Consider the following 22,735-nt stretch of genomic DNA (forward strand, 5'->3'; position numbering starts at 1 on the left):
GAGCGCCATCAGGTCGAGTGCTTCTTCAATAAACTCAAACGCTTCCGCAGAATCGCCCTCAGATGCGAAAAAACCATCAAAGCCTTCATGGGCTTCGTACATCTCGCTTGCGCCATGATTTGGCTACGATGAATGCAGACACGACCTAGAGCATCAAGCTTTTAGCTTGATGCTCTAAGTTTTGTTTTAGCGAGCAATTTCATGTGTTTGTCTTGACGCTGGCGCGTCAACCTCAACACATATTGCTCTAAATCCCGTCCGTCACTCCACCGTGACGGATTTCGCCAGGTTGCGCGGCTGGTCCACATCGGTGCCTTTCAGCACCGCGACATGATAGGCCAGCATCTGTACCGGAATCGCGTGCAGGATCGGCGCCGCGAACGGGTCGATGGGCGGGAGCAAAATCGTCTCCGCCGCGATTGGCGCCAGCTTGGAGGCGCCGTCGGCATCGGAGAACACCACGATCTGCCCGCCGCGCGCCGCTGCCTCCTGCAAATTCGAGGCGGTCTTCTCGAAGAGCGGCCCGGAGGGGCAGATGGCGATCACCGGCACGGATTTATCGATCAGCGCGATCGGCCCGTGCTTCATCTCGCCGGCGGCATAGCCCTCGGCATGGATATAGGAGATTTCCTTGAGCTTCAGCGCGCCTTCCAGGGCGATGGGGAAGCACCCGCCGCGGCCGAGATAGAGCACATCCCGCGCCTCGGCGATGCGCGCCGCCAGCTTCTGGATCGGCGCCTCATTGGCGAGGATTTCGGCGGCTTTCGCCGGCACTTCCAGCAAGGCGGCGGCCAGCCGGGCAATCTCGGCCTCGCCCCGCGTGCCCTTGGCCCGGGCCAGGGCCAGGGCGAACACCGCCAGCGTCGTCATCTGCGCGGTGAAAGCCTTGGTGCTGGCCACCCCGATCTCCGGCCCGGCGATGGTCTCTAAAATCGCGTCGCTCTCGCGCGCCATGGTGCTCTCGGGCACGTTCAGCACCGAGAGGATCTTTTGCCCCTCGGCCTTCATATAGCGCAACGCCGCCAGCGTATCGGCGGTCTCGCCGCTCTGGCTGACCAGCAGCCCCAGCCCGCCCGGCTCCATCGGCGGGGCGCGGTAGCGGAATTCGCTGGCCACATCCGCCTCCACCGGCACCCGGGCGAGGTTTTCCAGCCAGAATTTGGCGGTGAGCCCGGCATAGAAGGCAGAGCCGCAGGCGCTCATAGTGATGCGCTTGATGCCGGCGAGGTCGAAGGGCAAAGGCGGCAGGCGCGGGGCCTCGCCCTCCAGCATGCGGTGCAGCACATCGCCGATCACCACCGGATGCTCATGCAGCTCCTTTTCCATGAAGTGCCGGAAATTACCCTTGCCGATGGCCGCCCCGGTCAGCGCCGTCAGCTTCTTCTGGCGCAGCACGACATGGTTATGCTCGTCATGGAAGGTGGCGCCCTTGGCGGTCACCACCACCCAGTCGCCATCCTCCAGATAAGCGATCTCGCGGGTCAGCGGCGCCAGGGCCAGAGCGTCGGAGCCGAGATACATCTCCTCCGCCCCGAACCCCACCGCCAGCGGCGCGCCGCGCTGCGCGCCGATCACCAGATCCTGATGCCCGGCGAAAATCAGCGCCAGCGCATAGGCGCCCTCCAGCCGGGCGAAGGTCTGGGAGGCGGCCTCGATCGGGGAAAGCCCGGTCTGCAGCAGGTAATCCACCAGCTGCGCCACCACTTCGGTATCGGTCTCGGTGACGAAGCTCTGGCCCTTGCCCTCCAGCTCCGTGCGCAGCGCGGCATGGTTTTCGATGATGCCGTTATGCACCACGGCCACCCGGGCGGTGGCGTGCGGGTGCGCGTTGCCGACGGTGGGCGCACCATGGGTGGCCCAGCGCGTATGGCCGATGCCGGTGGTGCCCGCCAGCGGTTCCGCCTCCAGCACCCCGGCCAGGTTCTTCAGCTTGCCCTCGGCCCGGCGCCGGTCGATATGACCATTCACCAGCGTGGCGATGCCGGCGGAATCATAACCGCGATATTCCAGGCGCTGCAGCCCGCCCAGCAGCAGGGGGGCGGCTTCGGCATGACCCACAACACCAACGATTCCGCACATGCGCCTGTAACCTCTCTGTGATCTCGCATCTGCGGTAGCCCTGGCGGGCGGTTTATGTCAAAGGACAGGAGAATCAAATAATACGACGGAGTATTTCATGCGCGCGGTGATCTTCGATCTGGATGGCACCTTGATCGACGCGGCGCCGGACATCGCCGCCAAGCTGAACGTCGTCATCACCGAGGCCGGCCACCCGGCTCTGAGCCTGGAGACGGTGCATGGCATGATCGGTGACGGCGCCAAGGTGCTGGTCGAGCGCGCTTTTGCCTTTTATGGGCAACAGGCGCAGCCCGCCCAGCAGGAGCGCTTCATGGCGCTTTATGGCGTCGATCCGGTGAAGCATACCGTGATCTATGACGGCATCATCCCGGCCCTGGAGGCGCTGCAGGCGCAGGGCCGGCCGCTTGGCGTGTGCACCAACAAGCCGATGCATGCCACCCGCGAGGTTTTGGCCGCGCTCGACCTCAACCGCTTCTTCGGCGCCGTGCTGGGCGGGGATTCCACCCCCTACCGCAAGCCGGACCCGCGCCATCTCGCCGCCGTGCTCTCAGCCCTTGAAGTCACCGATGCGATCATGGTCGGCGACCACGCCAACGACATGAAAGCCGCTGCCGGGCTGGGCCTGCCGGCGATCTTCTGCCCCTGGGGTTATGGCGAGGGCCAGGGCGATGCCCGGGCCGAACACCCCTCCGACCTGCCGGGGATCATCGACCGGCTGGGCTGAACTGCGCGGCTTTACATGCAGCGCAACATTGCGTAACCGGCGCTTGACGCTGCGCCCGACTTGCCCCAATTGGGAAACAGGACTGGAATTGTCCTGTTTGACGGGGTTGCCATGCTGAAACTCTCACGCCTGACCGATTATGCGGTGGCCGCGCTGGTGCGCTTGGGCACGGCCGAGGGCGTGGAGACGTCTCCCGGCATCGCCGCCGGCACCGGCATACCGGAGCCCACCATCGCCAAGGTTTTGAAGGTTTTGGCGGGGCAGGGGCTGGTGATTTCCACCCGCGGCGCGCGTGGCGGCTACCGGCTTGGCCGGCCGCTGACGGAGATTTCGGTCTCCGAGGTGATTTTCGCCATCGACGGCCCCATCGCCCTCACCTCCTGCGTGGAGGGGGCCAGCGGCCAGTGCGACAGCCAGTCGCTCTGCCCGGTGGCTGGGCGCTGGGATCCGGTGAATGACGCCATTCGTGGCGCCCTGTCTCACATCTCCCTGGCCGACATGGCCGCGGCCTCCGTGCCGCGTGCCTTGCGTGTGCCAGGACCCGCGATCAATGAGGTTGTTTGAGCATGTCCAGCACGACCGATGCCGTCATCCAGGACCTGGCGGCGCAAAAATATAAATACGGGTTCACCACCGAGATCGAGATGGAGGAATTCCCGAAAGGGCTCTCTCCCGATATCGTAAGGATGATTTCCGCCAAGAAAGGCGAGCCCGCCTGGCTGCTGGAATGGCGGCTGAAGGCCTATGAGGCCTGGCTGAAGATGGAAGAGCCGACCTGGGCGCGCATCCATCACGCGCCGATCGCGTATCAGGATCTGTATTACTACGCTGCCCCGGCCAAGGCCGCGCCGAAATCCCTCGATGAGGTCGATCCGGAGCTGCTGCGCACCTATGAGAAGCTGGGCATCCCGCTGAATGAGCGCGCCGCCCTGGCGGGTGTGGCGGTGGATGCGGTGTTCGACAGCGTCTCCGTTGCCACAACCTTCCGTGACACGCTGGCCAAGGCCGGGGTGATCTTCTGCCCGATTTCCGAGGCGGTGCGCGAGCATCCCGAGCTGGTGCGCAAATATCTCGGCTCCGTGGTGCCGGCGGGTGATAATTACTTCGCCGCGCTGAACTCCGCCGTGTTCTCCGATGGCAGCTTCGTCTTCATCCCCAAGGGGGTGAAATGCCCGATGGAGCTTTCCACCTATTTCCGCATTAATGCCCGCAATACCGGGCAGTTTGAGCGTACGCTGATCATCGCCGAGGATGGTGCCTCCGTCTCCTACCTCGAAGGCTGCACCGCGCCGATGCGCGATGAAAACCAGCTGCACGCCGCCGTGGTTGAGCTGGTGGCGATGGATGACGCCAAGATCAAATATTCCACCGTGCAGAACTGGTATCCTGGCGATGCCGACGGCAAGGGCGGGATCTACAACTTCGTGACCAAGCGCGGCGCCTGCCGGGGTAGGAATTCGAAAATCTCCTGGACTCAGGTGGAAACCGGCTCGGCGATCACCTGGAAATATCCATCCTGCATCCTGCAGGGCGAGGGCTCGGTGGGTGAGTTCTATTCGGTTGCCGTCACCAACGGGCATCAGCAGGCCGATACCGGCACCAAGATGATCCATATCGGCAAGAACACCAGCAGCACGATCATCTCCAAGGGCATTTCCGCCGGGAAATCCAACAACACCTATCGCGGCCAGGTGAAAATTCTGCCCGGCGCCTCCGGTGCGCGCAACTTCACCCAGTGCGATAGCTTGCTGATCGGCGATCAGTGCGGCGCGCATACGGTGCCCTATATCGAAAACCGCAATGCCTCGGCCAAGGTGGAGCATGAAGCGACCACCTCCAAAATTGCCGAAGACCAGCTCTTTTATTGCCGCTCGCGCGGACTCTCGGAAGAGGATGCGGTGGGGCTGATCGTCAATGGCTTCTGCAAGGATGTGCTGAAGGAATTGCCGATGGAATTCGCCGTTGAGGCACAAAAACTACTGGCTGTTTCTCTGGAAGGTTCGGTGGGCTGATGCTCGAGATCAAGAATTTGCATGCGCGGATCGGCGATGCGGAAATCCTCAAGGGCGTGACGCTCACCATCCCCGATGGCGAGATCCATGCCATCATGGGCCCGAACGGTGCCGGCAAATCCACGCTCTCCTACGTGCTCTCCGGCCGCGATGGCTATGAGGTGACGGAAGGTGAGGCGATTTATAACGGCCAGAACATCCTGGAGATGGAGCCCGAAGAGCGCGCCGCTGCCGGGCTGTTCCTGGCGTTCCAATATCCGGTGGAGCTGCCGGGTGTGGGCAATGCCAACTTCCTGCGCACCGCGCTGAACGCCATCCGCCGCAGCCGCGGTGAGGAAGAGCTGGATGCGGTGGCCTTCCTGAAGCAGGCCCGCGCCGCGGTGAAGCAGTTGGCGATGAAAGAGGATTTCCTCAAGCGCAACGTCAATGTCGGCTTCTCCGGCGGTGAGAAGAAGCGCAATGAGATGCTGCAGATGGCGCTGTTGAAGCCGGGCCTGGCGATCCTCGATGAGACCGATTCCGGCCTTGATATCGATGCGCTGAAGATTGTCGCTGAAGGTGTCAACGCGCTGCGCAGCGAAAAATTCTCCGCCCTGGTCATCACCCATTATCAGCGCCTGCTCGACCATATCGTGCCGGATGTGGTGCATGTGCTGGCGAACGGGAAGATCGTGCGTTCGGGCAATGCTGATCTGGCGAAAGAGCTGGAAGCCAGCGGCTATGTCGGGCTGGAAGCCGCCTGAGCATGACCGCCCTCCCCACCCGTAAGCTGGAGGCTTGGCGTTTTACCGATCTGCGCCAGATTTCCAGCACTGAATTCGGTGCCCCGCCGGCCATGGCGGCCGCTCCGGACCTGCCGGACCTGCCGTTTCCGCGCTTCGTCTTCCTCAACGGCACGTTGAACGCGGCGCTCTCGACCGCCTTCGCCTACGCGAAACCGTTCGCGCCGGTGCGGGAACAGGGCGCGCAGCCGATGGCGCTGATCAACGCGGCCAACGCCAAGGACGGCATCAATATCGAGGTGCCGGACGGGGTTGATGCCGGCGAGGTGCTGCTGATCTCGCAGGCTTCGGGTGCCACCCCCTTCGCCTTCCACCCGCGCCACCGCGTGACGCTGGGGCAGGGGGCGAAGCTGACGATCATCGAGATCGACAAGGGCGAAGGCGTGTACTGGCAGAATGCGCTGTTCGACATCGATGTCGCGCAAGGGGCGACCTTGCAGCATTTCCGCCTGCAGCAGGAAAGTGTTGAGGCGTTCAACATCACCTCCATCCGCGCGCGCATCGCGCAAGCCGCCGCCTACGAGCATTTCACCTTGACGCTCGGCGCAAAATTGTCGCGCACCGAGATCGAGGCGGATCTGGTTGGCGAGACGGCGCTGGCGCATCTCAACGCGGCCCAGCTGCTGGGCGGCGCCCAGCATGGCGATTTCACCACCATCATCCGCCACAAGGCGCCCAACTGCCCCTCCCGCCAGACGGTGAAATCCGTGCTGGCCGGCAAGGCCCGCGGCGTGTTTCAGGGCAAGATCGAGGTGGACCAGATCGCCCAGAAGACCGATGGCTACCAGATGAGCCAGGCGCTTTTGCTCTCCCCGGATGCGGAGATGGACATCAAGCCCGAGCTGCAGATTTTCGCGGATGACGTGAAATGCTCGCACGGTGCCACCATCGGCGCGCTGGATGAGGAGCAGGTCTTCTATCTGCGTTCGCGCGGTATCCCTGAGGCGGATGCACGGCAGATCCTGATCCGCGCCTTCCTGGAAGAAGCGCTGGAGCCGGTGACGCATGATGCCTCCAAGGCGATCTTCGAGGATGCGCTGGAAAGCTGGTGGGGCAAGCAATGAGCCAGGCCACCCAGCCCTTGGATGTGCACAAGCTGCGTGAGGATTTCCCCATCCTCTCGCAGAAAGTGCATGGCAAGCCTTTCGTGTTTCTGGATTCCGGCGCCTCCGCGCAGAAGCCGAAACAGGTGATCGAGGCGATGCGCTTCGTGATGGAAGCGCAATATGCCAATGTCCATCGCGGCCTGCATTACATGTCCGAGAAAGCCTCGGATGCGTATGAGGCGGTGCGCGACAAGGTGGCGGAGCTGATCAATGCCGGCTCGCGCGACGAGATCGTCTTTACCCGCAACGCCACCGAGAGCGTGAACCTCGTCGCCTACACCTGGGGGCGCAGCGCGCTGAAGCCCGGCGATGCGGTGGCGGTCTCCGAGATGGAGCATCACGCCAATCTCGTTCCCTGGCAGATGCTGCGCGATGCCCACGGCACCGCGCTGCGCATCGTCAAAATCACCGAGTCCGGTGAGCTGGACTGGGACTCGCTGGAGGAGGTCTTCGCGGACGGCAAGGTGAAGCTGCTCTCGCTCACCCATATGTCCAACGTGCTGGGCACCTACACGCCGGTCGAGCGTCTGGCGAAATTCGCGCATGAGCGCGGGGCAAAGCTGATGCTGGACGGGGCGCAGGCGATCGTGCATCGCGCCGTGGATGTCCGCGCCATCGATGCGGATTTCTACGTGTTTTCCGGCCATAAGCTCTACGGCCCCACCGGCATTGGCGTGCTCTACGCTAAGGCGGAGATTCTGGAGCAGATGCCGCCTTTCATGGGTGGCGGCGACATGATCGCCAGCGTCGGCTACCAGAACTCCACCTGGGCGAAGCCGCCGCACCGCTTCGAGGCCGGCACGCCGGCGATCATCGAGACCATCGGGCTTGGGGCCGCCATTGATTATGTTCGCGCTGTCGGGTTCGATGCGATTGCCGAGCATGAGCGTCACCTCACCGAACATGCGCTCGGCGTCCTAAGCCAGATCGAGGGTCTGCGTATCCTGGGCAGCGCGCAGGATCGCGGCGGGGTGATCTCCTTCGTGATGAAGGATGCGCATGCGCATGACATCGCCACGCTGCTGGACCGCCAGGGCATTGCCGTGCGCGCCGGGCATCATTGCGCAGAGCCGCTGATGGGCCGGCTGGGTGTCACCAGCACCGCGCGCGCCAGCTTCGGGCTCTACACGCTGCCCGAGGAGATCGACGCGCTGGCAACAGGGCTTGAGCGGGTGCGCAAGATTTTCGCATGAACGAGGCGCTCTACGACTCCATCGTGCTCGACCGCGCCCGCCACCCGCGCCATGCGGGCCGGCCGGCTGCGTTCGATGCGATGGGGGCGGGAGAGAACCGCATGTGCGGAGACCAGGTCAGCATCTTCCGCGTTGGCTCCACCTACCGGCATGAGGCGGTCGGCTGCGCCATCCTTGCCGCCAGCGCGGAGCTGATGTGCGATGCGGCCACCGGCAAAAATGCCGGCGAGATCGCCATATTGGCAAAGAGTTTCGAGCAACTCGTTAAGACCGGGCAGGCAAGCCCGGAATTGGGAGATCTGAATGCGCTTGCAGGCATTGCGCAATATCCTTCCCGGCTTCGGTGCGCGACCCTCCCCTGGAGCGCCCTCAAAGCCAGCCTCGCCGGAGATCCCGGCGCAGGAGATAGAGACCATGACTGAAGACAAGCACGAACCCGAACAGATGCAGCCGGTGACCAGCTGGACGCCCGACGGCGAAAGCCCGCCGCGCGTTTCCGAGGAAGCGGTGATCGGCGCGATCTGTACCGTGTATGATCCGGAAATCCCGGTGAATATCTACGAGCTGGGGCTGATTTACGCCATCGAGATTGCCGATAATGGCAATGTGAAAATCGAGATGACGCTGACCGCCCCTGGCTGCCCCTCCGCCCAGGAGCTGCCGGAGATGGTGCGCGATGCCATCGCGCAGATCGACGGGGTTGGCGATATCACGGTCGACACCGTCTGGGACCCGGCCTGGGACCAGAGCCGCATGAGCGAGGAAGCCCGGCTCATGCTGAACATGTTTTGAGGTGAAGCCATGGATGTAACCCACACCACCGCGCCGAAAAAACGCGAGCTGCCGCCTTTGATGTCACTGAGCGACGCCGCCGCTTCCCGGCTGCGCAAGCTCTATGATGGCGCCGAGAAGGGCAAGCTTTTGCGCATCTCCGTCGGCACCAAGGGCTGCTCGGGCATGTCCTACGAGATGGACTGGGTGGAAGCACCCGCCGCCACCGATGAGGTGGTGAAGAGCCAGGATCTGACCGTGCTGGTGGACCGCAAGGCCACCTTGTTCCTGATCGGCACCGTGATGGACTATAAGGAAGACAAGCTGACGCGTGGCTTCACCTTTGAGAACCCGAACGAGAAAGGCCGCTGCGGCTGCGGCGAGAGCTTTCACGTTTAAGGAAGAAATGGGGCGTTTTTGAAAAAACGCCCCACACCCCCAAAAGCTTTTATGACTCCAGGATCACTGACACTGGGACATGGTCGCTGGGCTGGGTTTTTCCACGCTCATCCTTGTGAATAATCACATGCTGTAACCGCTCCGCCAGCCTGGGCGAGAGCAAAGCATGGTCGATCCGCAGCCCGATATTCCGGTCCCACGCCCCGCCCTGATAATCCCAAAACGTATAAAGCGTGTCCTTGGGATGCAGGGCCCGCACCGCCTCGGTCAGCCCGGTATGCAGCAGCGCATGGAAGGCGGCCCGGGTTTCCGGGCGGATCAGCGCATCATTCGCCGGCAAGGCGCGGGGCGCGAAATCCGCGTCGGTCGGGCAGACATTATAATCCCCGGCCAGGATGAAATCCTCATCTGCCGCCATCAGCGCCGTTGCATGTTCGCGCAGCGCCGCCATCCAGTGCAGCTTATACTGGTAGCCGGCCTCGCCGCCGGAATTGCCATTGGGCAGATACAGCCCGCCAATGCGCATGCCCGCCGCCTTCACTTCGACAAAGCGTGAATGCGCATCCGCCTCGCCCATGCCGGGCAGGCGGCGATGCGTCACCTCCACCCCCCCCTTATGCAGGATGGCGACACCATTATAGGATTTCTGGCCGACAATCTCCGCCTCATAGCCAAGGGCAGAGAAGGCCATGCCGGGGAACTGGTGCGCCTCGCATTTGATCTCCTGCAGCAGCAGGAAATCCGGCTGTTCGCGTTCCAGGAACGAGGCGACATGCGTTTCGCGCATGCGCACGGAATTCACATTCCAGGTGGTGATTTTCAGCACGGGGAGGGGTCAGTCGACCGAGAAGGAGGTGCCGCAGCCGCAGGAGGCGGTGGCATTCGGGTTCTTCACCAGGAAATGCGCGCCCATCAGGCTGTCCTTGAAATCCAGCTCGGCCCCGGCCAGGAAATCCAGGCTCACCGGGTCCACCAACACTTTCGCGCCGTCGCGCTCCAGCACCAGATCATCCGGCGCGCTGGCGGCGGTGAGGTCGAATTTATATTGCAGGCCGGAGCAGCCGCCGGCCAGAACCTCAACCCGCAGCGCCTGGGCGCTGGGGTCGTCAGCCAGGATTTCCGCCACCCGGGCGGCGGCGGAGGCGGAAATGGCGAAAGGGGCAATCACGTCGCTCATGGCGCTTATATAGCGTGTCGCCCCCTTGGAGGTAAGGCCACGCTGTTCTAAAGCCCTGCCTATGGAGAAAGCCCCCTATGCCGTGCAGGAAGGCGAAAGCCGCGGCCGCGTGCATGACCAGGCACGCTCGGACGAGCGCAGCCCCTTCCAGCGCGACCGCGACCGCGTGGTGCACAGCTCGGCCTTTCGCAAGCTGCAATATAAAACCCAGGTCTTCATCAACCGCGAGGGGGATTTCTACCGCACGCGGCTGACCCACAGCCTGGAAGTGGCGCAGATCGCCCGCGCCATCGCCCGCGCCTTGCGCTTCGATGAAGACCTCACCGAATGCCTGGCTTTGGCGCATGATCTCGGCCATCCGCCCTTCGGCCATGCCGGCGAGACCGGGCTGGACGAGGCGCTGAAGGAGTTCGGCGGCTTCGACCATAATGACCAGAGCTTTCGCGTCGTCACCCAGCTCGAATATCGCTACGCGGCATTCGATGGGCTGAACCTGACCTGGGAGAGCCTGGAGGGGCTGGCCAAACATAATGGCCCGCTGAAAAACCCGCCGCCCACTATTGCGGCCTTCAACGAAGCGCATGATCTCGACCTCGCCCGGCAGACCTCCGGCGAGGCGCAGATCGCCGCCTTCTCCGACGATATCGCCTATAACACCCACGACCTGGATGATGGGCTGCGCGCCGGGCTGTTCGCCTTCGAGGATATTCTGGAGCTGCCGGTGATCGGCGATTTGCTGCGCGATGCCCGCAAGCTCACCGACCAGCCCCAGCGCATCCGCGCCGAGCTGAGCCGCCGGGTGATCAATTGCCTGGTGCATGACACGCTGGCCGAAAGCGGGCGCCGCTTGGCCGCGCTGGCCCCCACTTCCTGCGCGGATATCCGCGCCCATGCGGGGGCGGTGATCGGCTTCTCCGAGGAAATCCGCCAGGCGAATATCGCGCTGAAGCGCTTCCTGATGGCCCGCATGTACCGGCATTGGAAGCTGAACCGGATGAATTATAAATGCAGCCATGTCACCCGCACTTTGGGCAGCCTGCTGCTGAAGCGCCCGGAGCTGCTGCCCGATGATTGGCGCGCCCGCGCCGGCAAGCCCGAAACCCCGCAAGCCGCCGCCGCGGTGCGCGATTATGTGGCCGGCATGACCGACCGCTACGCCCAGGACGAATTTTCCCGTTTGACCGATCCCTCGGTTCCCGCTTGAGAGACAAGATGCAAGACGAAAATCTGTTTGCCGTGCTGCGCGGCAAGGTGCTGGCCGCCCTTGAAACACTGGCCCCGGGCCTCGCCCCGGAAATCCTGGCACGGGTGGAGGTCACCCCCACCAAGGATGCCGCGCATGGCGATATGGCGACCAACGCCGCGATGATCGCCGCCAAGCCGGCCGGCAAGAACCCGCGTGAGCTGGCGGCCGGGCTGGTGGCGGCCCTCTCCGGCCAGCACGGCATCGAAAAGGCTGAGGCGGCGGGGCCGGGCTTCGTCAACCTCACCCTCTCGCCCGCCTTGCTGCTGGCCCAGCTGCCGGTGATCCTCGCCGCCCAGGAGGCCTACGGGCAGGGCGCGGCGCGGCCGGGCAAGATCAATGTGGAATATGTCTCCGCCAACCCCACCGGGCCGCTGCATGTCGGCCATTGCCGGGGGGCGGTGGTGGGCGATGCGCTGGCCAATCTGCTGCGCAAGGCCGGGCATGACGTGGTCAAGGAATATTACGTCAACGATGCCGGGGCCCAGGTGCAGGCTTTGGCCCGCTCCAGCTATGTCCGGTATCTCGAGGCGCTCGGCCGGTCGACTGACGCCTATATCGAGAGCGTGCCCGGCGGCATGCAATATGGCGGCGCCTATCTCATCCCCATCGGCCAGGCGCTGGCGGAAAAATATGGCGGCACCTACGCCGAGGCGCCGGAAGCCGCATGGCTGGATCTGTTCCGGGATTTCGCCATCGAGCACATGATGGGCATGATCCGTGAGGATCTGGCCGCCTTGGGCGTGCATCACGACGTCTTCTCCTCCGAGCGCGCGCTGGTGGAGAATGGCGGGGTGGAGCGCGGGCTGGATGCGCTGCGCGAAAAAGGCCTGATCTATCGCGGCATTCTGGAGCCGCCCAAGGGCAAAACCCCGGAAGACTGGGAGCCGCGCGAGCAGGAACTGTTCCGCTCCACCGAATATGGCGACGACGTGGACCGCCCTGTCTCCAAATCCGATGGCAGCTACACCTATTTCGCCAACGACATCGCCTATCATAACGACAAGATCATCCGCGGCCCGCAGGCCGACCTGATCGACGTGCTGGGCGCCGACCATGGCGGCTATGTGAAGCGCATGCAGGCGGCGGTGAAGGCGCTCTCCGGCGGGCGGCTGGATGTGGTGCTCTGCCAGATCGTCAAGGTGGTGAAGGATGGCGCGCCGGTCAAAATGTCCAAGCGCGCCGGCACCTTCGTCGAGCTGCGGGATCTGATCGACGAGGTCGGGCCGAATGCCGTGCGTTTCCTGATGCTGATGCGCAAATCTGACGCGCAGATGGAGTTCGATCTCAACGCCGCCGTGGCGCAGACCCGCGAAAACCCGGTTTTCTATGTGCAATACGCGCATGCGCGGGCGCGCTCGGTGTTGCGCGCCGCCCCCGCGCCTTCCGCCGAGGCGGATTTCTCCACCCTCACCGCGCCGGAAGAGATGGCGCTGCTGCGCCGGCTGCTCACCTGGCCGCGTCTGGTCGAGCAGGCGGCGGAGGCGCGCGAGCCGCATCGCGTGGCGTTTTTCCTGTATGATCTGGCTTCGGATTTCCATGCGCTTTGGAATGCCGGGCGTGATAACGCCGCCTTGCGCTTCCTGCAGGAGGATAAGCCCGAGGAGACGGCGGCGCGCATCGGGCTTGTGGCGGCGACCGCCATCGTGCTTCGCTCGGCCCTGGCCGTGCTTGGCGTCACGCCGGTTGAGGAAATGAGGTAAGGATTTGCAGGAAGACGACGACGATTTCCTGTATCGGCCGCATCGCGCCAAGGGCCAGCGGCTGGACCCGGCGATCCAGCGCATGGCGATCGCCGCGGGCGGGGTTTCGGTGCTGGTCATCGTCGTCGCCTGGGTCTGGAGCGGCATCCATCCTTACACCTTCGGGCCGCCGCCGGTGGTCGAGCCGCCGGCGACACCCTTGCGCGTGGTCCCGGCCGATCCTGGCGGGCTGGTGGTGCCGGGTGCCAATATTCCCATCATGTCCGGTGAGATGAGCGACAAGGCGCCGCGCCTGGCCGCCCCTGGCCAGGCGCCGGATATCGCGGCGCTGGACCAGGCGGCGGGGCTGAACCAGCCGCCCGCCCAGATGGCGCAGGCCGCCCCGCCGGCCGCACCGGGGACAAGCCCGGATGACGCGCCGGCGCCGGCCAACGCCACCCCGGCCACCACCGATAAGCCGCAGAACATCACCCCCGCCGCCTCGCAGACGCCGCGCCCTGGCTCCACCGCCAGCAGCGCGGCCCAGGCCGAGGGAATGAGCGCGGTGCAGCTCGCCGCCACAGGGGATGAAAGCGGCGCGCTCGCCACCTGGACCAAGCTGCAGAAGCAGTTCCCGGACCTGCTCTCCGGGCGCACGCCGGAGATCATCCCGGCGATCGTCAACGGGCAGAGCGTCTGGCGGCTGCGCATTGGCGGTTTCCCCTCCGGCGCGGCGGCGAAAGCCTTCTGTGACAATCTCACCTCCAAGGGCGCGGCTTGTGCCGTGGCGGCATTTTGAAACCAGCGATTCTGGGGATTTCCGGCCTCTCCCTCACGGGTGAGGAGCGCGCGTTGTTCCGTGACCACGCGCCGCGCGGGGCGATTTTGTTCAAGCGCAACATCGCCGATCCGGCGCAGCTTGCTGATCTGACGGCGGAACTGAAAGCCATCCTGCCAGCGGGCGCGGTGCTGATGGTGGACCAGGAAGGCGGGCGCGTCGCCCGGCTGCGCAGCCCCCATTGGCCCGAGCTGCCCGCCGCCGGCACGCTGAAGACCGAGGCGGAGGCCTACGCCCACGGCCAGGCGCTCGGCGAAATGGTGCGCAAAGCCGGCTTCACCTGCACCGCCGCCCCGGTGCTGGATATCCGCATCCCCGGCGCCTCGGATGTGGTGGGGGACCGGGCGATTACCGGCGATGCCGAGACGGTCGGCCGGCTCGGCGGGGCAATCGCGCGCGGCATCATCGAAGCCGGCATTCTGCCGGTAATGAAGCACCTGCCCGGCCATGGGCGGGCTCTGGTCGATTCGCACGTGGCGCTGCCGGTGGTGCCCGAGCTGACGCGGGATGATCTGATCCCCTTCATCGCCAACAAGGATCTGCCCTGGGCGATGACGGCGCATGTGGTCTATGAGCAATATGACCGCTTCAATCCGGGAACCTTGTCCGAGATCGTGATCCGCGATCTGATTCGCGGCGAGATCGGGTTCCAGGGCGTGCTGGTCTCGGACGATCTGGCCATGGGCGCGCTCTCCAGCGATCCGAACCCGGCCTCGCGGGCGCGCCGGGCGCTGGCGGCGGGGTGCGATATCGCGCTTTATTGCCCGGGCGATTTCGCCGGCAACCGGGCCGTGCTGGAGGCGCTATAGATGATGCATTTTCTTAGCACCCTGATCGGGCTGGGCATCGCCATCATCCTGCATGAGCTGGCGCATGGCGTGGTCGCCTATTGGATGGGCGACAAGACCGCACAACTGGCCGGGCGGCTGACGCTGAATCCGCTCAGACATCTGGACAAGATGGGCTCTTTCATCCTGCCGCTGATTCTGGCGGTGGGCCAGCTCGCCACGCTCGGCCATATCGCCTTTCTCTATGGCTGGGCGAAGCCGGTGCCGGTCAACCCCTTCAATCTGCATCTCGGCACCTATCGCGAGCCGCGCCGGCTGATGGCGATCGTCGCCCTGGCCGGGCCGGTGATGAATTTCATCCTGGCGCTGGGGGGCGGCGTGGCGATGCATGCGGCGGTGGCGGCGCAATCCATCCCCTGGCTGGATTTCCTGGCCTATTTCATCGAAATCAACCTGCTGCTCGGGCTGTTCAACCTGATCCCGCTGCCGCCGATGGATGGCGGGCGGATCGCGGTGGGCATTCTACCGCTACCGCTGGCGATGCGGCTGGCGCGGGCGGAAAATCTCGGCATCGCCGCGGTGCTGCTGGTTTTGTTCGTGCTGCCGGTGACGCTGCAACAATTCGGCGTGCATTTCGACCCGTTCCGTGACGTGATGGGGTTTCTGCTGCCGGCCGCCGAGCGGCTGGTGCTGGGGCTGACGGGAAATGGCTTTGGAGACAACTGAGACCCTGGTTCTGTCGCTGGAGGGGTTCGAGGGGCCGCTGGACCTGCTGCTCGAACTCGCCCGCACCCAGAAGGTGGATCTGGCGAAAATCTCCATCCTGCAGCTGGTCGAGCAATTCCTGGCGGTGATCGAAGGGGCGCGCCGCGTGCGGTTGGAGCTGGCGGCCGACTGGCTGGTGATGGCGGCCTGGCTGACCTGGCTGAAATCGCGCCTGCTGGTGCCGCAGCTGGGCGAGCCAGAGGATGCCGAGCTTGCCGCCGAAATCCTGCAATCCCGGCTGATGCAGCTGCAGGCGATGCGCGTCGCCGCCGCCTGGATGGGGCAACGTCCGCAGCTGAACTGGGACGTGTTCGAGCGCGGCCTGCCGGAAGACCTCACCGAGCTGGACCGCTCGCGCCTGAAGCTGGACATGACCAGCCTGCTCTCGGCTTATCTGGCCGCCCGCCGCCGGGCAGGCGCCAAACAGCGCTACCGGCCCCGACCGATGGTGTATTTTTCGGTGCAGGATGCGTTGCAGCGCGTCGGCCGGATGCTGGGCTCGCTGCCCGATTGGGCGAGCCTGGAGCAGTTTCTCCCCGAGGGGTTGCAGGATGGCATTCCGCGCCGGGCAGCCATCTCCTCAACCCTCATCGCGGGGCTGGAAATGGCCAAGCATGGGCAGCTAGACTTGAAACAGGATGAGCGGTTCGGGCCGATTCTGATGCGACGGAAGAAGGAGAGCGACGGATCTGATGGCTGAAGCCTTTACGCTGCCGATGCGCCTGGCCGAAGCGGCGATTTTCGCCGCCACCCAGCCGGTGACGGCCAGGATGCTGGCCAATCTGCTGCCGGTGGATACGGATGTGGATGCGGTGATGAGCGATCTGGTCACCGCTTATGCCTCGCGCGGGGTGAATATCGTCATGGTCGGCGGCGGCTGGCAGTTGCGCACCGCGCCTGACCTCGCCCCGGCCTTGCGCAAGGTAGTGGAGCTGCCGCGCCGTCTGCCGCGCGTGGCGATGGAGAGCCTGGCCATCATCGCCTATCACCAGCCGGTCACCCGCACCGAGATCGAGGAAATCCGCGGCGCCGCGCTCTCGCAGACCACGCTGGATCTGCTGCTGGAAAACGGGCTGATCACGCCCAAGGGCCGCAAGGAGACCCCCGGCCGGCCGACCCTCTGGGGCACCACGCCAAATTTCCTCGCCCAGTTCGGGCTGAATGATCTGCGCGAGATGCCCAAGCGCGAGGAGCTGCTGATCGATGCGAACGGGCCGGCCCTTGCTGCGCCGCCAGCCGAGGCCGATGCGCAGCCGCAGGAGGCGGGGCAGCCGGATGAGGCGGCGGGGGTGGAAGACGCGAAACCCGAATGAGCCCGCTGCGCATCACCCGTGAGACGCTGATGGACGGCACTTTGCGTGCCCGCCAGCGCGAATATGCCGCCGCCCATCCGGACATGCGCTGGCGCACCGAAGCGGAGATGAAGCAGATTTTCGATGAGATACTGGCCGCGCATCCGGCGGACGAAGATCTCTGGGTGTTCGGCTATGGCTCGCTGATCTGGAATCCGGCCTTCGATTACGAGGCGAAGAGCTGCGCCCTGCTGCGCGGCTGGCATCGGCGTTTCTGCCTGCGCATGTTCATCGGGCGCGGCACGCCGGAGACGCCGGGTGTGATGCTGGCGCTCGACCGCGGCGGGGCCTGCCGGGGGGTGGCGTTCCGAATCGCGGCTGAGAAAATCCGCCAGGAGCTGTGGCTGCTCTGGCAGCGGGAAATGTATGGCGGCGCCTATAATGCCCGCTGGGTGCGGCTTGAGGCCGGGGGCAAGCCGGTGCGGGCGATCACCTTCGTCATCAATCCCGACCATCCACGCTATATCAAGGAGCTTTCGGTGGAGCAGACGGCGGCGCTGATCGCCTCCGGAAGGGGGGATCTCGGCACCTGCCGGGAATATTTCGAAAACACCGTCGAGCATCTGCGCGCGCTGGGGGTGAAGGATGCGGCGCTGGCGCGGATTGCCGCGTCTTTGCCATCCGCGTGAGGGCCTGCTAGCAAGCCTGCGCGATGTTTGGATTGTCATGGGGTGAAATCGGGCTGATCATGGCGGTGGCATTGATTGCCATTGGGCCAAAGGATCTGCCTGTCGCGATCAGGACCGTCACCGGGCTGATCAAGAAGGCGCGCGGCATGGCCTCGGAATTCCAGGGCCATCTGGACGAGATGATGCGCGAGGCGAATCTCTCGGACGTGAAGGGCGAGATCGACAAGCTCCGCCGATTCGATTTCCGCACCGCCGCCGAAACCGCTTTGGACCCGGATGGCAGCCTGCGCGCCACCGCCAAGGAGGTGAATGACAGCGTCGAGACGCAGACCGTCACCGCCTACAAACCGCCGGCCGTGGTCGAGGAGGCACCGCCCGATGCCCCTGCCGTCATCCCGCCCGAGGCCGCGCGCAAGGCGCCCACACCCGCTTTCATTCCGCCTGGCACCAGGCGCTGGGGTTTTTAAATGACAACCGCCGATGAAGACCAGATCGACGACAAGGAAATGCCGCTGCTCGAGCATCTGGCCGAGCTGCGCAAACGGCTGATCTGGTCGGCCGCCGCCTTTCTGATCGCGTTTCTGGTCTGCTATCATTTTTCCGCGAAGATTTACGACTTCCTGGCCGCCCCGCTGGCGCACGCGCTGGTGGCGCAGGGGCAGAAGCCGGAGCTGGTCTATACCGCGCTCTATGAGGCGTTCTTTACCGACGTGAAGGTGGCGGTGTTCGGTGCCGCCTTTATCTCCTTCCCGGTCCTGGCGACGCAGATCTGGCTGTTCGTCGCACCCGGGCTGTACCGGCGCGAAAAGCGGGCCTTGCTGCCCTTTCTCATCGTCACCCCCATCCTGTTCTTCGCCGGCGGCGCGCTGGCCTATTACGTGTTCTTCCCGATCGCCTGGAAATTCTTCCTCTCCTTCCAGCAAAGCGGGCAGGGGGTGGATATCTCGCTGCTGCCCAAGGTCTCGGATTATCTGAACATCGTGATGAAGCTGCTCTTCGCCTTCGGGCTCAGCTTCGAGCTGCCGGTGCTGCTCACGCTGCTGGGCAAGGTTGGCATCGTCACCCATGCGACGCTGAAGCGCTATCGCCGCTACGCCTATGTCGGCTGCTTTATCGTCGCCGCCATCATGGCGCCGCCGGACGTGCCCAGCCAGTGCATCATGGCCGCCTTGCTGCTGTTCCTGTTCGAGATTTCGCTGTTCTTCGTGAAGCTCGTCGAGCCGAAATATGAGGACGAGGCCGAAGAGGCCGCCACCGCTGAGCAAAAAGACCAAGAGAATGCATGATATCAAGCTGATCCGCGAGAATGCCGAGGGGTTTGACGCGGGCCTCGCGCGCCGGGGCATCGCGCCGCTGTCGCGCGAAATCCTGGAGCTGGACGAGCAGCGCCGCGCCGCCCTGGCCCGCCAGCAGGAGCTGCAGGCCGAGCGCAATGCGGTCTCCAAGAAGATCGGCGAGGCCAAGCGTGCCAAGGCGGATAGTACCGAATTGGAAGCGCAGGGCATGCGCATCCGCGAGGAAATCGCCAAGCTGGACGCCGAAGGGCCGCGCCTGGATGCGTTGCTGCGCGACACGCTGGGCAAGATCCCGAATCTGCTGGACGCGGCGGTGCCCGAGGGCAAGGACGAGGCTGATAACAAGGTCGAAAAAACCTGGGGCGCGCCGCGCAATTTCGCCTTCACGCCGAAGGAGCATCACGAGCTCGGCGAAGCGCTGGGGATGATGGATTTCGCCGGGGCGGCGAAGCTGGCCGGGGCGCGCTTTACCGTGCTGAAGGATAAGCTCGCCCGGCTGGAACGCGCTTTGGGTCAGTTCATGCTGGATATGCACACCAGCGAGCATGGCTATGCCGAGACGGTGGTGCCGCTTTTGGTGAACGATGCCACCATGTACGGCACCGGCCAGTTGCCGAAATTCGCCGAGGATCTGTTCGCCACCACCGATGGGCGCTGGCTGATCCCAACCGCCGAGGTGCCGCTGACCAACCTGGTCGCCGGCGACATTACTCCGGCGGCGCAGCTGCCGCTGCGGATGACCGCGCTGTCTTATTGTTTCCGCTCCGAGGCCGGCTCCGCCGGGCGGGATGTGCGGGGCATGCTGCGCCAGCATCAGTTCACCAAGGTCGAGCTGGTGAGCATCACCACGCCTGAGCAAAGTACGGAGGAGCACGAGCGCATGACCCGCGCCGCCGAGGCGGTGCTGGAGCGCCTCGAGCTGCCTTATCGGCGGATGCTGCTCTGCGCCGGGGATACCGGCTTCTCTGCCGCCAAGACCTATGACCTCGAAGTCTGGGTGCCGGGGCAAGGGAAATACCGGGAAATCTCCTCCTGCTCCAACACGCTGGCCTTCCAGGCGCGGCGGATGAATGCGCGCTTCCGGGTGGGCGATGGCAGGCCGGACTTCGTGCACACGCTGAACGGCTCAGGCACCGCTGTCGGGCGGGCACTGATCGCGGTGATGGAGAATTATCAGAATGAGGATGGCTCGATCACCGTGCCATCCGTGCTGCGGCCTTATATGGGCGGGCTGGAGAGCATCGCCGCCTGAGGCGGGCTGGCCGATTGATGGGGCCGGCGGGCAGCCGCCTGGTCCGTTCTGTATTTTTAGGGAATGAAGTTATGAGCACCGCGCTGAAAACCGCCATCGAAGCCGCCTGGGACGACCGGGCCAGCATCTCGCCCGCCACCACAGGCGAGGTGCGCGATGCGATTGAGGCGGCGCTGGAGCTGCTGGATTCCGGCAAGGCCCGGGTGGCGCAGCCGGGCGAGGGTGGCTGGGTGGTCAATCAGTGGCTGAAGCAGGCGGTGCTGCTCTCCTTCCGCCTGTACCCGAACTATGTGCAGGGCAATGTCGGCGATGCGCCGGTGTTCGACAAGGTGGCGATCAAATTCGCCGGCTGGGATGAGGCGCGCTTTGCCGCCGCCGGCATGCGCGCGGTGCCCGGCGCCGTGGTTCGCCGCTCCGCCTTCATCGCCCCCGGCGTGGTGCTGATGCCGAGCTTCACCAATGTCGGCGCCTATGTCGGTGAGAATACGATGATCGACACCTGGTCGACCGTCGGTTCCTGCGCGCAGATCGGCAAGAACTGCCATATCTCCGGCGGTGTCGGGATTGGCGGGGTGCTGGAGCCGCTGCAGGCGAATCCGGTGATCATTGAGGATAATTGCTTCATCGGCGCGCGCTCTGAAGTGGCGGAAGGGGTGATCGTGGGTGAGGGCGCGGTGCTCTCGATGGGCGTGTTCCTGGGCGCCTCCACCAAGATCGTCGATCGCGAGACCGGCGAGATCATGTATGGCAAGGTGCCGCCTTACTCCGTCGTGGTGCCGGGCAGCCTGCCGGGCAAGACGCCCACCTCGCCCAGCCTGGCGGCGGCGATCATCGTCAAGCGCGTGGATGCGCAGACCCGCTCCAAGACCTCGATCAACGAGCTGCTGCGCGCGTGATCTCCGCGCCCGCCCTGCTGCGCGATCTGCTGCGCTGCGCCTCTGTCACCCCGGCCGATGCCGGAGCGCAGGGCGTGCTGATCGTAGCGCTACGAAAGCTGGGTTTCGAGGTGACGACTCTGCGTTTCGGCGAGATCGAGAATTTCTTCGCCGAGCGCAAAGGCCCTGGAAAGCATCTTTGCTTCGCCGGCCATACGGATGTGGTGCCGCCCGGCGAAGGCTGGTCCCACGGCCCGTTTGACGGCGAGGAGCAGGGCGGCGTGCTCTATGGGCGCGGGGCGGTGGACATGAAAGGCGGCATCGCCGCGTTCGTGGCGGCGGCCTCGCGGGTGCCGGGGCATGTCTCGCTGCTGATCACCGGGGATGAGGAAGGCGAGGCGGTGGATGGCACCGTGCGGGTGCTGGACTGGATGCAGGCGAACGGGAAAATCCCGGATTTCTGCGTGGTCGGCGAGCCGACCAGCAAAGCCAGGCTCGGCGATGTGGTGAAGGTGGGGCGGCGCGGCAGTTTGAATGCGGTGATCACCATGCAGGGCCGCCAGGGCCATGCCGCCTATCCGCACCTGGCCGATAATGCCGTGCATAAGCTGATCCCGGTGCTGGCGGAGCTGGCATCGCACCAGCTCGATGCGGGATCGGAATTTTTCGAAGCCTCGACGCTGCAGATCACCACGGTTGATGTCGGCAATCCCGCCACCAACGTGATCCCCGGCGCGGCGGTGGCGAAGCTGAATATCCGCTTCAATGATCTGCATTCCGGCGCCTCGCTCACCGCCTGGCTGAAGGATGTGCTGGCCCGCCACGCGCCGGGGACGATGTTGCAGGTGAAGATTTCCGGCGAATCCTTTCTCACCCAGCCGGGTGAGGCGATTGCCGCGCTGGTGGGGGCGATCGAGCGCGTCACGGGGGTAACGCCGGACCGCAATACCGGCGGCGGCACCTCGGATGCGCGTTTCATCGCGCGGTTTTGCCCGGTGGCGGAGTTCGGGCTGGTCGGCACCACCATGCATAAGGTGGATGAGGCGGTGCCGGTGGCCGAGCTGAACCAGCTGGCGGATATATATGCGGCGCTGATCGAAGGGTTTTGCGGATGATCATGCGCGGTCTGCTGCTGCTGGCGCGCGGCAATGCCAAAGGCATCGAGGAATTCGGCACCGGCGAGGACGCATTTGCCGCTTCGCTGGCGCCGTTGATCGCGTTTCCGCTGGTCGGCGCGCTGCTCAGCCTGGTCGCGGGCGATTGGAAAAGCGCGCTGCTGGGGCTGCTCTCGCGGCTCTGCACCGTGCTGGCGCTGCCGGTGATCACTTACGAATTCGCCCGGCTTTTCGGGCGCCGGGAGCTGTGGCTGCGCACCGCCACGGCGCTGAACTGGTGCTTCTGGCTGGTGCTGCCGGCGATCCTGGTCGCGGCCTTCATCGGCTCGATCCTGGTCCAGTTCGGGCTGAAGATGGATCAGGTGGAGATGGCGGTGCTGGGGCTGATCGGGCTCTATCTGCTGTGGAATCGCTGGTTCGTGTTCCGCAACGGGCTGCAGCTGAATATCTGGCGGGCCTTGCTGGTATTGCTCGCCAGTATTGCCGTCACCGGCGCCTTCGCCGCCCTGCCTTGGGCCACTGGCCTGCCGCTCGCCTCCACCGAGATCACTTCGCTGCCCTGATCGGGTTACGATTTGTCATCCTGCCGTTAATGTTCGCGCGGGGACAAAGCAGAGCGGAGCCCTTATAGCAACGCACAGGATCTGGAGCAGGAGTG

General features: G+C 64.7%; 26 protein-coding genes and 1 pseudogene. 24 read left to right on the top strand and 3 right to left on the bottom strand.

What is annotated here, in order from left to right:
* Nucleotides 1-132: pseudogene (locus tag T331_RS19320) on the top strand (IS5-like element IS711 family transposase); the annotation flags it as partial.
* A 129-nt stretch (nucleotides 133-261) separates the two neighbouring features.
* On the opposite strand, the gene glmS reads toward T331_RS19320, so the two are convergent.
* The gene (gene glmS, locus T331_RS0100010) at nucleotides 262-2,079 is read right to left on the bottom strand and encodes a glutamine--fructose-6-phosphate transaminase (isomerizing) (RefSeq protein ID WP_026438559.1); all 1,818 of its coding nucleotides are present in this window, start codon (nucleotides 2,077-2,079) and stop codon (nucleotides 262-264) included.
* Nucleotides 2,080-2,176: 97 nt separating this feature from the next.
* Here glmS and T331_RS0100015 point away from each other — a divergent pair, with 97 nt between their 5' ends.
* The 9 genes from T331_RS0100015 to T331_RS0100055 all read left to right on the top strand — a co-directional run bounded on the left by T331_RS0100015 (nucleotide 2,177) and on the right by T331_RS0100055 (nucleotide 9,066).
* Nucleotides 2,177-2,803: an HAD family hydrolase gene (locus tag T331_RS0100015; protein ID WP_026438560.1), complete on the top strand. Its 627-nt coding sequence runs from the start codon at nucleotides 2,177-2,179 to the stop codon at nucleotides 2,801-2,803.
* A 111-nt stretch (nucleotides 2,804-2,914) separates the two neighbouring features.
* On the top strand, nucleotides 2,915-3,367 hold the full coding sequence (locus T331_RS0100020; RefSeq protein ID WP_026438561.1) for an RrF2 family transcriptional regulator: 453 nt from the start codon (nucleotides 2,915-2,917) through the stop codon (nucleotides 3,365-3,367).
* 2 nt (nucleotides 3,368-3,369) lie between these two features.
* Complete coding sequence (sufB, locus tag T331_RS0100025; protein ID WP_051621927.1) at nucleotides 3,370-4,815, top strand: Fe-S cluster assembly protein SufB; 1,446 nt, start codon at nucleotides 3,370-3,372, stop codon at nucleotides 4,813-4,815.
* Nucleotides 4,815-5,558, top strand: coding sequence for a Fe-S cluster assembly ATPase SufC (gene sufC / locus T331_RS0100030; protein ID WP_008492756.1), 744 nt, complete (start codon nucleotides 4,815-4,817; stop codon nucleotides 5,556-5,558). Before sufB ends, sufC begins: the two co-directional genes overlap by 1 nt.
* A gap of 2 nt (nucleotides 5,559-5,560) precedes the next feature.
* Nucleotides 5,561-6,661, top strand: a complete 1,101-nt coding sequence (gene sufD / locus T331_RS16765; RefSeq protein WP_051621929.1) for a Fe-S cluster assembly protein SufD — start codon at nucleotides 5,561-5,563, stop codon at nucleotides 6,659-6,661.
* Nucleotides 6,658-7,896 carry a cysteine desulfurase gene (locus T331_RS0100040; protein WP_026438563.1) on the top strand — a complete coding sequence of 413 codons (1,239 nt, stop codon included), beginning with the start codon at nucleotides 6,658-6,660 and terminating at the stop codon, nucleotides 7,894-7,896. The genes sufD and T331_RS0100040 overlap by 4 nt, the downstream gene beginning before the upstream one ends.
* A complete protein-coding gene (locus T331_RS16770) occupies nucleotides 7,893-8,318 on the top strand; it encodes an iron-sulfur cluster assembly scaffold protein (protein WP_035178653.1) in 426 nt (141 codons plus the stop codon). The genes T331_RS0100040 and T331_RS16770 overlap by 4 nt, the downstream gene beginning before the upstream one ends.
* On the top strand, nucleotides 8,311-8,688 hold the full coding sequence (locus T331_RS0100050) for an SUF system Fe-S cluster assembly protein (RefSeq protein ID WP_026438564.1): 378 nt from the start codon (nucleotides 8,311-8,313) through the stop codon (nucleotides 8,686-8,688). Before T331_RS16770 ends, T331_RS0100050 begins: the two co-directional genes overlap by 8 nt.
* Before the next feature lie 9 nt (nucleotides 8,689-8,697).
* Complete coding sequence (locus T331_RS0100055) at nucleotides 8,698-9,066, top strand: HesB/IscA family protein (RefSeq protein WP_026438565.1); 369 nt, start codon at nucleotides 8,698-8,700, stop codon at nucleotides 9,064-9,066.
* Nucleotides 9,067-9,115: 49 nt separating this feature from the next.
* On the opposite strand, the gene xth is transcribed toward T331_RS0100055, so the two are convergent.
* Nucleotides 9,116-9,892 (bottom strand): exodeoxyribonuclease III, encoded by a 777-nt coding sequence (gene xth / locus T331_RS0100060; RefSeq protein ID WP_280512638.1) that lies wholly within the window; start codon nucleotides 9,890-9,892, stop codon nucleotides 9,116-9,118.
* Between the two features lie 9 nt (nucleotides 9,893-9,901).
* Entirely contained in the window at nucleotides 9,902-10,243 is a 342-nt protein-coding gene (gene erpA, locus T331_RS0100065; RefSeq protein WP_026438567.1) for an iron-sulfur cluster insertion protein ErpA, read from the bottom strand.
* Between the two features lie 61 nt (nucleotides 10,244-10,304).
* On the opposite strand from erpA, the gene T331_RS0100070 reads away from it, so the two are divergent.
* From T331_RS0100070 to T331_RS16785, 14 genes are all read left to right on the top strand, one after another.
* On the top strand, nucleotides 10,305-11,447 hold the full coding sequence (locus tag T331_RS0100070) for a deoxyguanosinetriphosphate triphosphohydrolase (protein WP_026438568.1): 1,143 nt from the start codon (nucleotides 10,305-10,307) through the stop codon (nucleotides 11,445-11,447).
* Nucleotides 11,448-11,455: 8 nt separating this feature from the next.
* Nucleotides 11,456-13,189 carry an arginine--tRNA ligase gene (gene argS, locus T331_RS0100075; RefSeq protein WP_035178656.1) on the top strand — a complete coding sequence of 578 codons (1,734 nt, stop codon included), beginning with the start codon at nucleotides 11,456-11,458 and terminating at the stop codon, nucleotides 13,187-13,189.
* 4 nt (nucleotides 13,190-13,193) lie between these two features.
* Nucleotides 13,194-13,967 (top strand): SPOR domain-containing protein, encoded by a 774-nt coding sequence (locus T331_RS0100080; RefSeq protein WP_008492768.1) that lies wholly within the window; start codon nucleotides 13,194-13,196, stop codon nucleotides 13,965-13,967.
* The gene (nagZ, locus tag T331_RS16775; RefSeq protein ID WP_051621931.1) at nucleotides 13,964-14,815 is read left to right on the top strand and encodes a beta-N-acetylhexosaminidase; all 852 of its coding nucleotides are present in this window, start codon (nucleotides 13,964-13,966) and stop codon (nucleotides 14,813-14,815) included. Before T331_RS0100080 ends, nagZ begins: the two co-directional genes overlap by 4 nt.
* A complete protein-coding gene (locus T331_RS0100090) occupies nucleotides 14,816-15,520 on the top strand; it encodes a site-2 protease family protein (RefSeq protein WP_026438570.1) in 705 nt (234 codons plus the stop codon).
* On the top strand, nucleotides 15,501-16,259 hold the full coding sequence (locus T331_RS0100095; protein ID WP_008492771.1) for a segregation and condensation protein A: 759 nt from the start codon (nucleotides 15,501-15,503) through the stop codon (nucleotides 16,257-16,259). The genes T331_RS0100090 and T331_RS0100095 overlap by 20 nt, the downstream gene beginning before the upstream one ends.
* Nucleotides 16,252-16,872 (top strand): SMC-Scp complex subunit ScpB, encoded by a 621-nt coding sequence (gene scpB, locus T331_RS16780; RefSeq protein WP_035178659.1) that lies wholly within the window; start codon nucleotides 16,252-16,254, stop codon nucleotides 16,870-16,872. The genes T331_RS0100095 and scpB overlap by 8 nt, the downstream gene beginning before the upstream one ends.
* Entirely contained in the window at nucleotides 16,869-17,540 is a 672-nt protein-coding gene (locus T331_RS0100105) for a gamma-glutamylcyclotransferase (RefSeq protein ID WP_008492773.1), read from the top strand. Before scpB ends, T331_RS0100105 begins: the two co-directional genes overlap by 4 nt.
* Before the next feature lie 23 nt (nucleotides 17,541-17,563).
* The gene (gene tatB, locus T331_RS0100110; RefSeq protein ID WP_008492774.1) at nucleotides 17,564-18,007 is read left to right on the top strand and encodes a Sec-independent protein translocase protein TatB; all 444 of its coding nucleotides are present in this window, start codon (nucleotides 17,564-17,566) and stop codon (nucleotides 18,005-18,007) included.
* A complete protein-coding gene (gene tatC / locus T331_RS0100115; protein ID WP_008492776.1) occupies nucleotides 18,008-18,826 on the top strand; it encodes a twin-arginine translocase subunit TatC in 819 nt (272 codons plus the stop codon).
* The gene (gene serS / locus T331_RS0100120; protein ID WP_026438571.1) at nucleotides 18,819-20,087 is read left to right on the top strand and encodes a serine--tRNA ligase; all 1,269 of its coding nucleotides are present in this window, start codon (nucleotides 18,819-18,821) and stop codon (nucleotides 20,085-20,087) included. The genes tatC and serS overlap by 8 nt, the downstream gene beginning before the upstream one ends.
* Before the next feature lie 71 nt (nucleotides 20,088-20,158).
* Entirely contained in the window at nucleotides 20,159-20,983 is an 825-nt protein-coding gene (dapD, locus tag T331_RS0100125; protein ID WP_026438572.1) for a 2,3,4,5-tetrahydropyridine-2,6-dicarboxylate N-succinyltransferase, read from the top strand.
* The gene (gene dapE / locus T331_RS0100130; RefSeq protein ID WP_026438573.1) at nucleotides 20,980-22,077 is read left to right on the top strand and encodes a succinyl-diaminopimelate desuccinylase; all 1,098 of its coding nucleotides are present in this window, start codon (nucleotides 20,980-20,982) and stop codon (nucleotides 22,075-22,077) included. Before dapD ends, dapE begins: the two co-directional genes overlap by 4 nt.
* Entirely contained in the window at nucleotides 22,074-22,640 is a 567-nt protein-coding gene (locus T331_RS16785) for a hypothetical protein (protein ID WP_008492780.1), read from the top strand. Before dapE ends, T331_RS16785 begins: the two co-directional genes overlap by 4 nt.
* The last annotated feature ends 95 nt before the right edge of the window (nucleotides 22,641-22,735 follow it).

Origin of the sequence: Acidocella facilis ATCC 35904, from assembly GCF_000687875.1 — a bacterium.
Taxonomy (GTDB): Bacteria; Pseudomonadota; Alphaproteobacteria; order Acetobacterales; family Acetobacteraceae; genus Acidocella; species Acidocella facilis.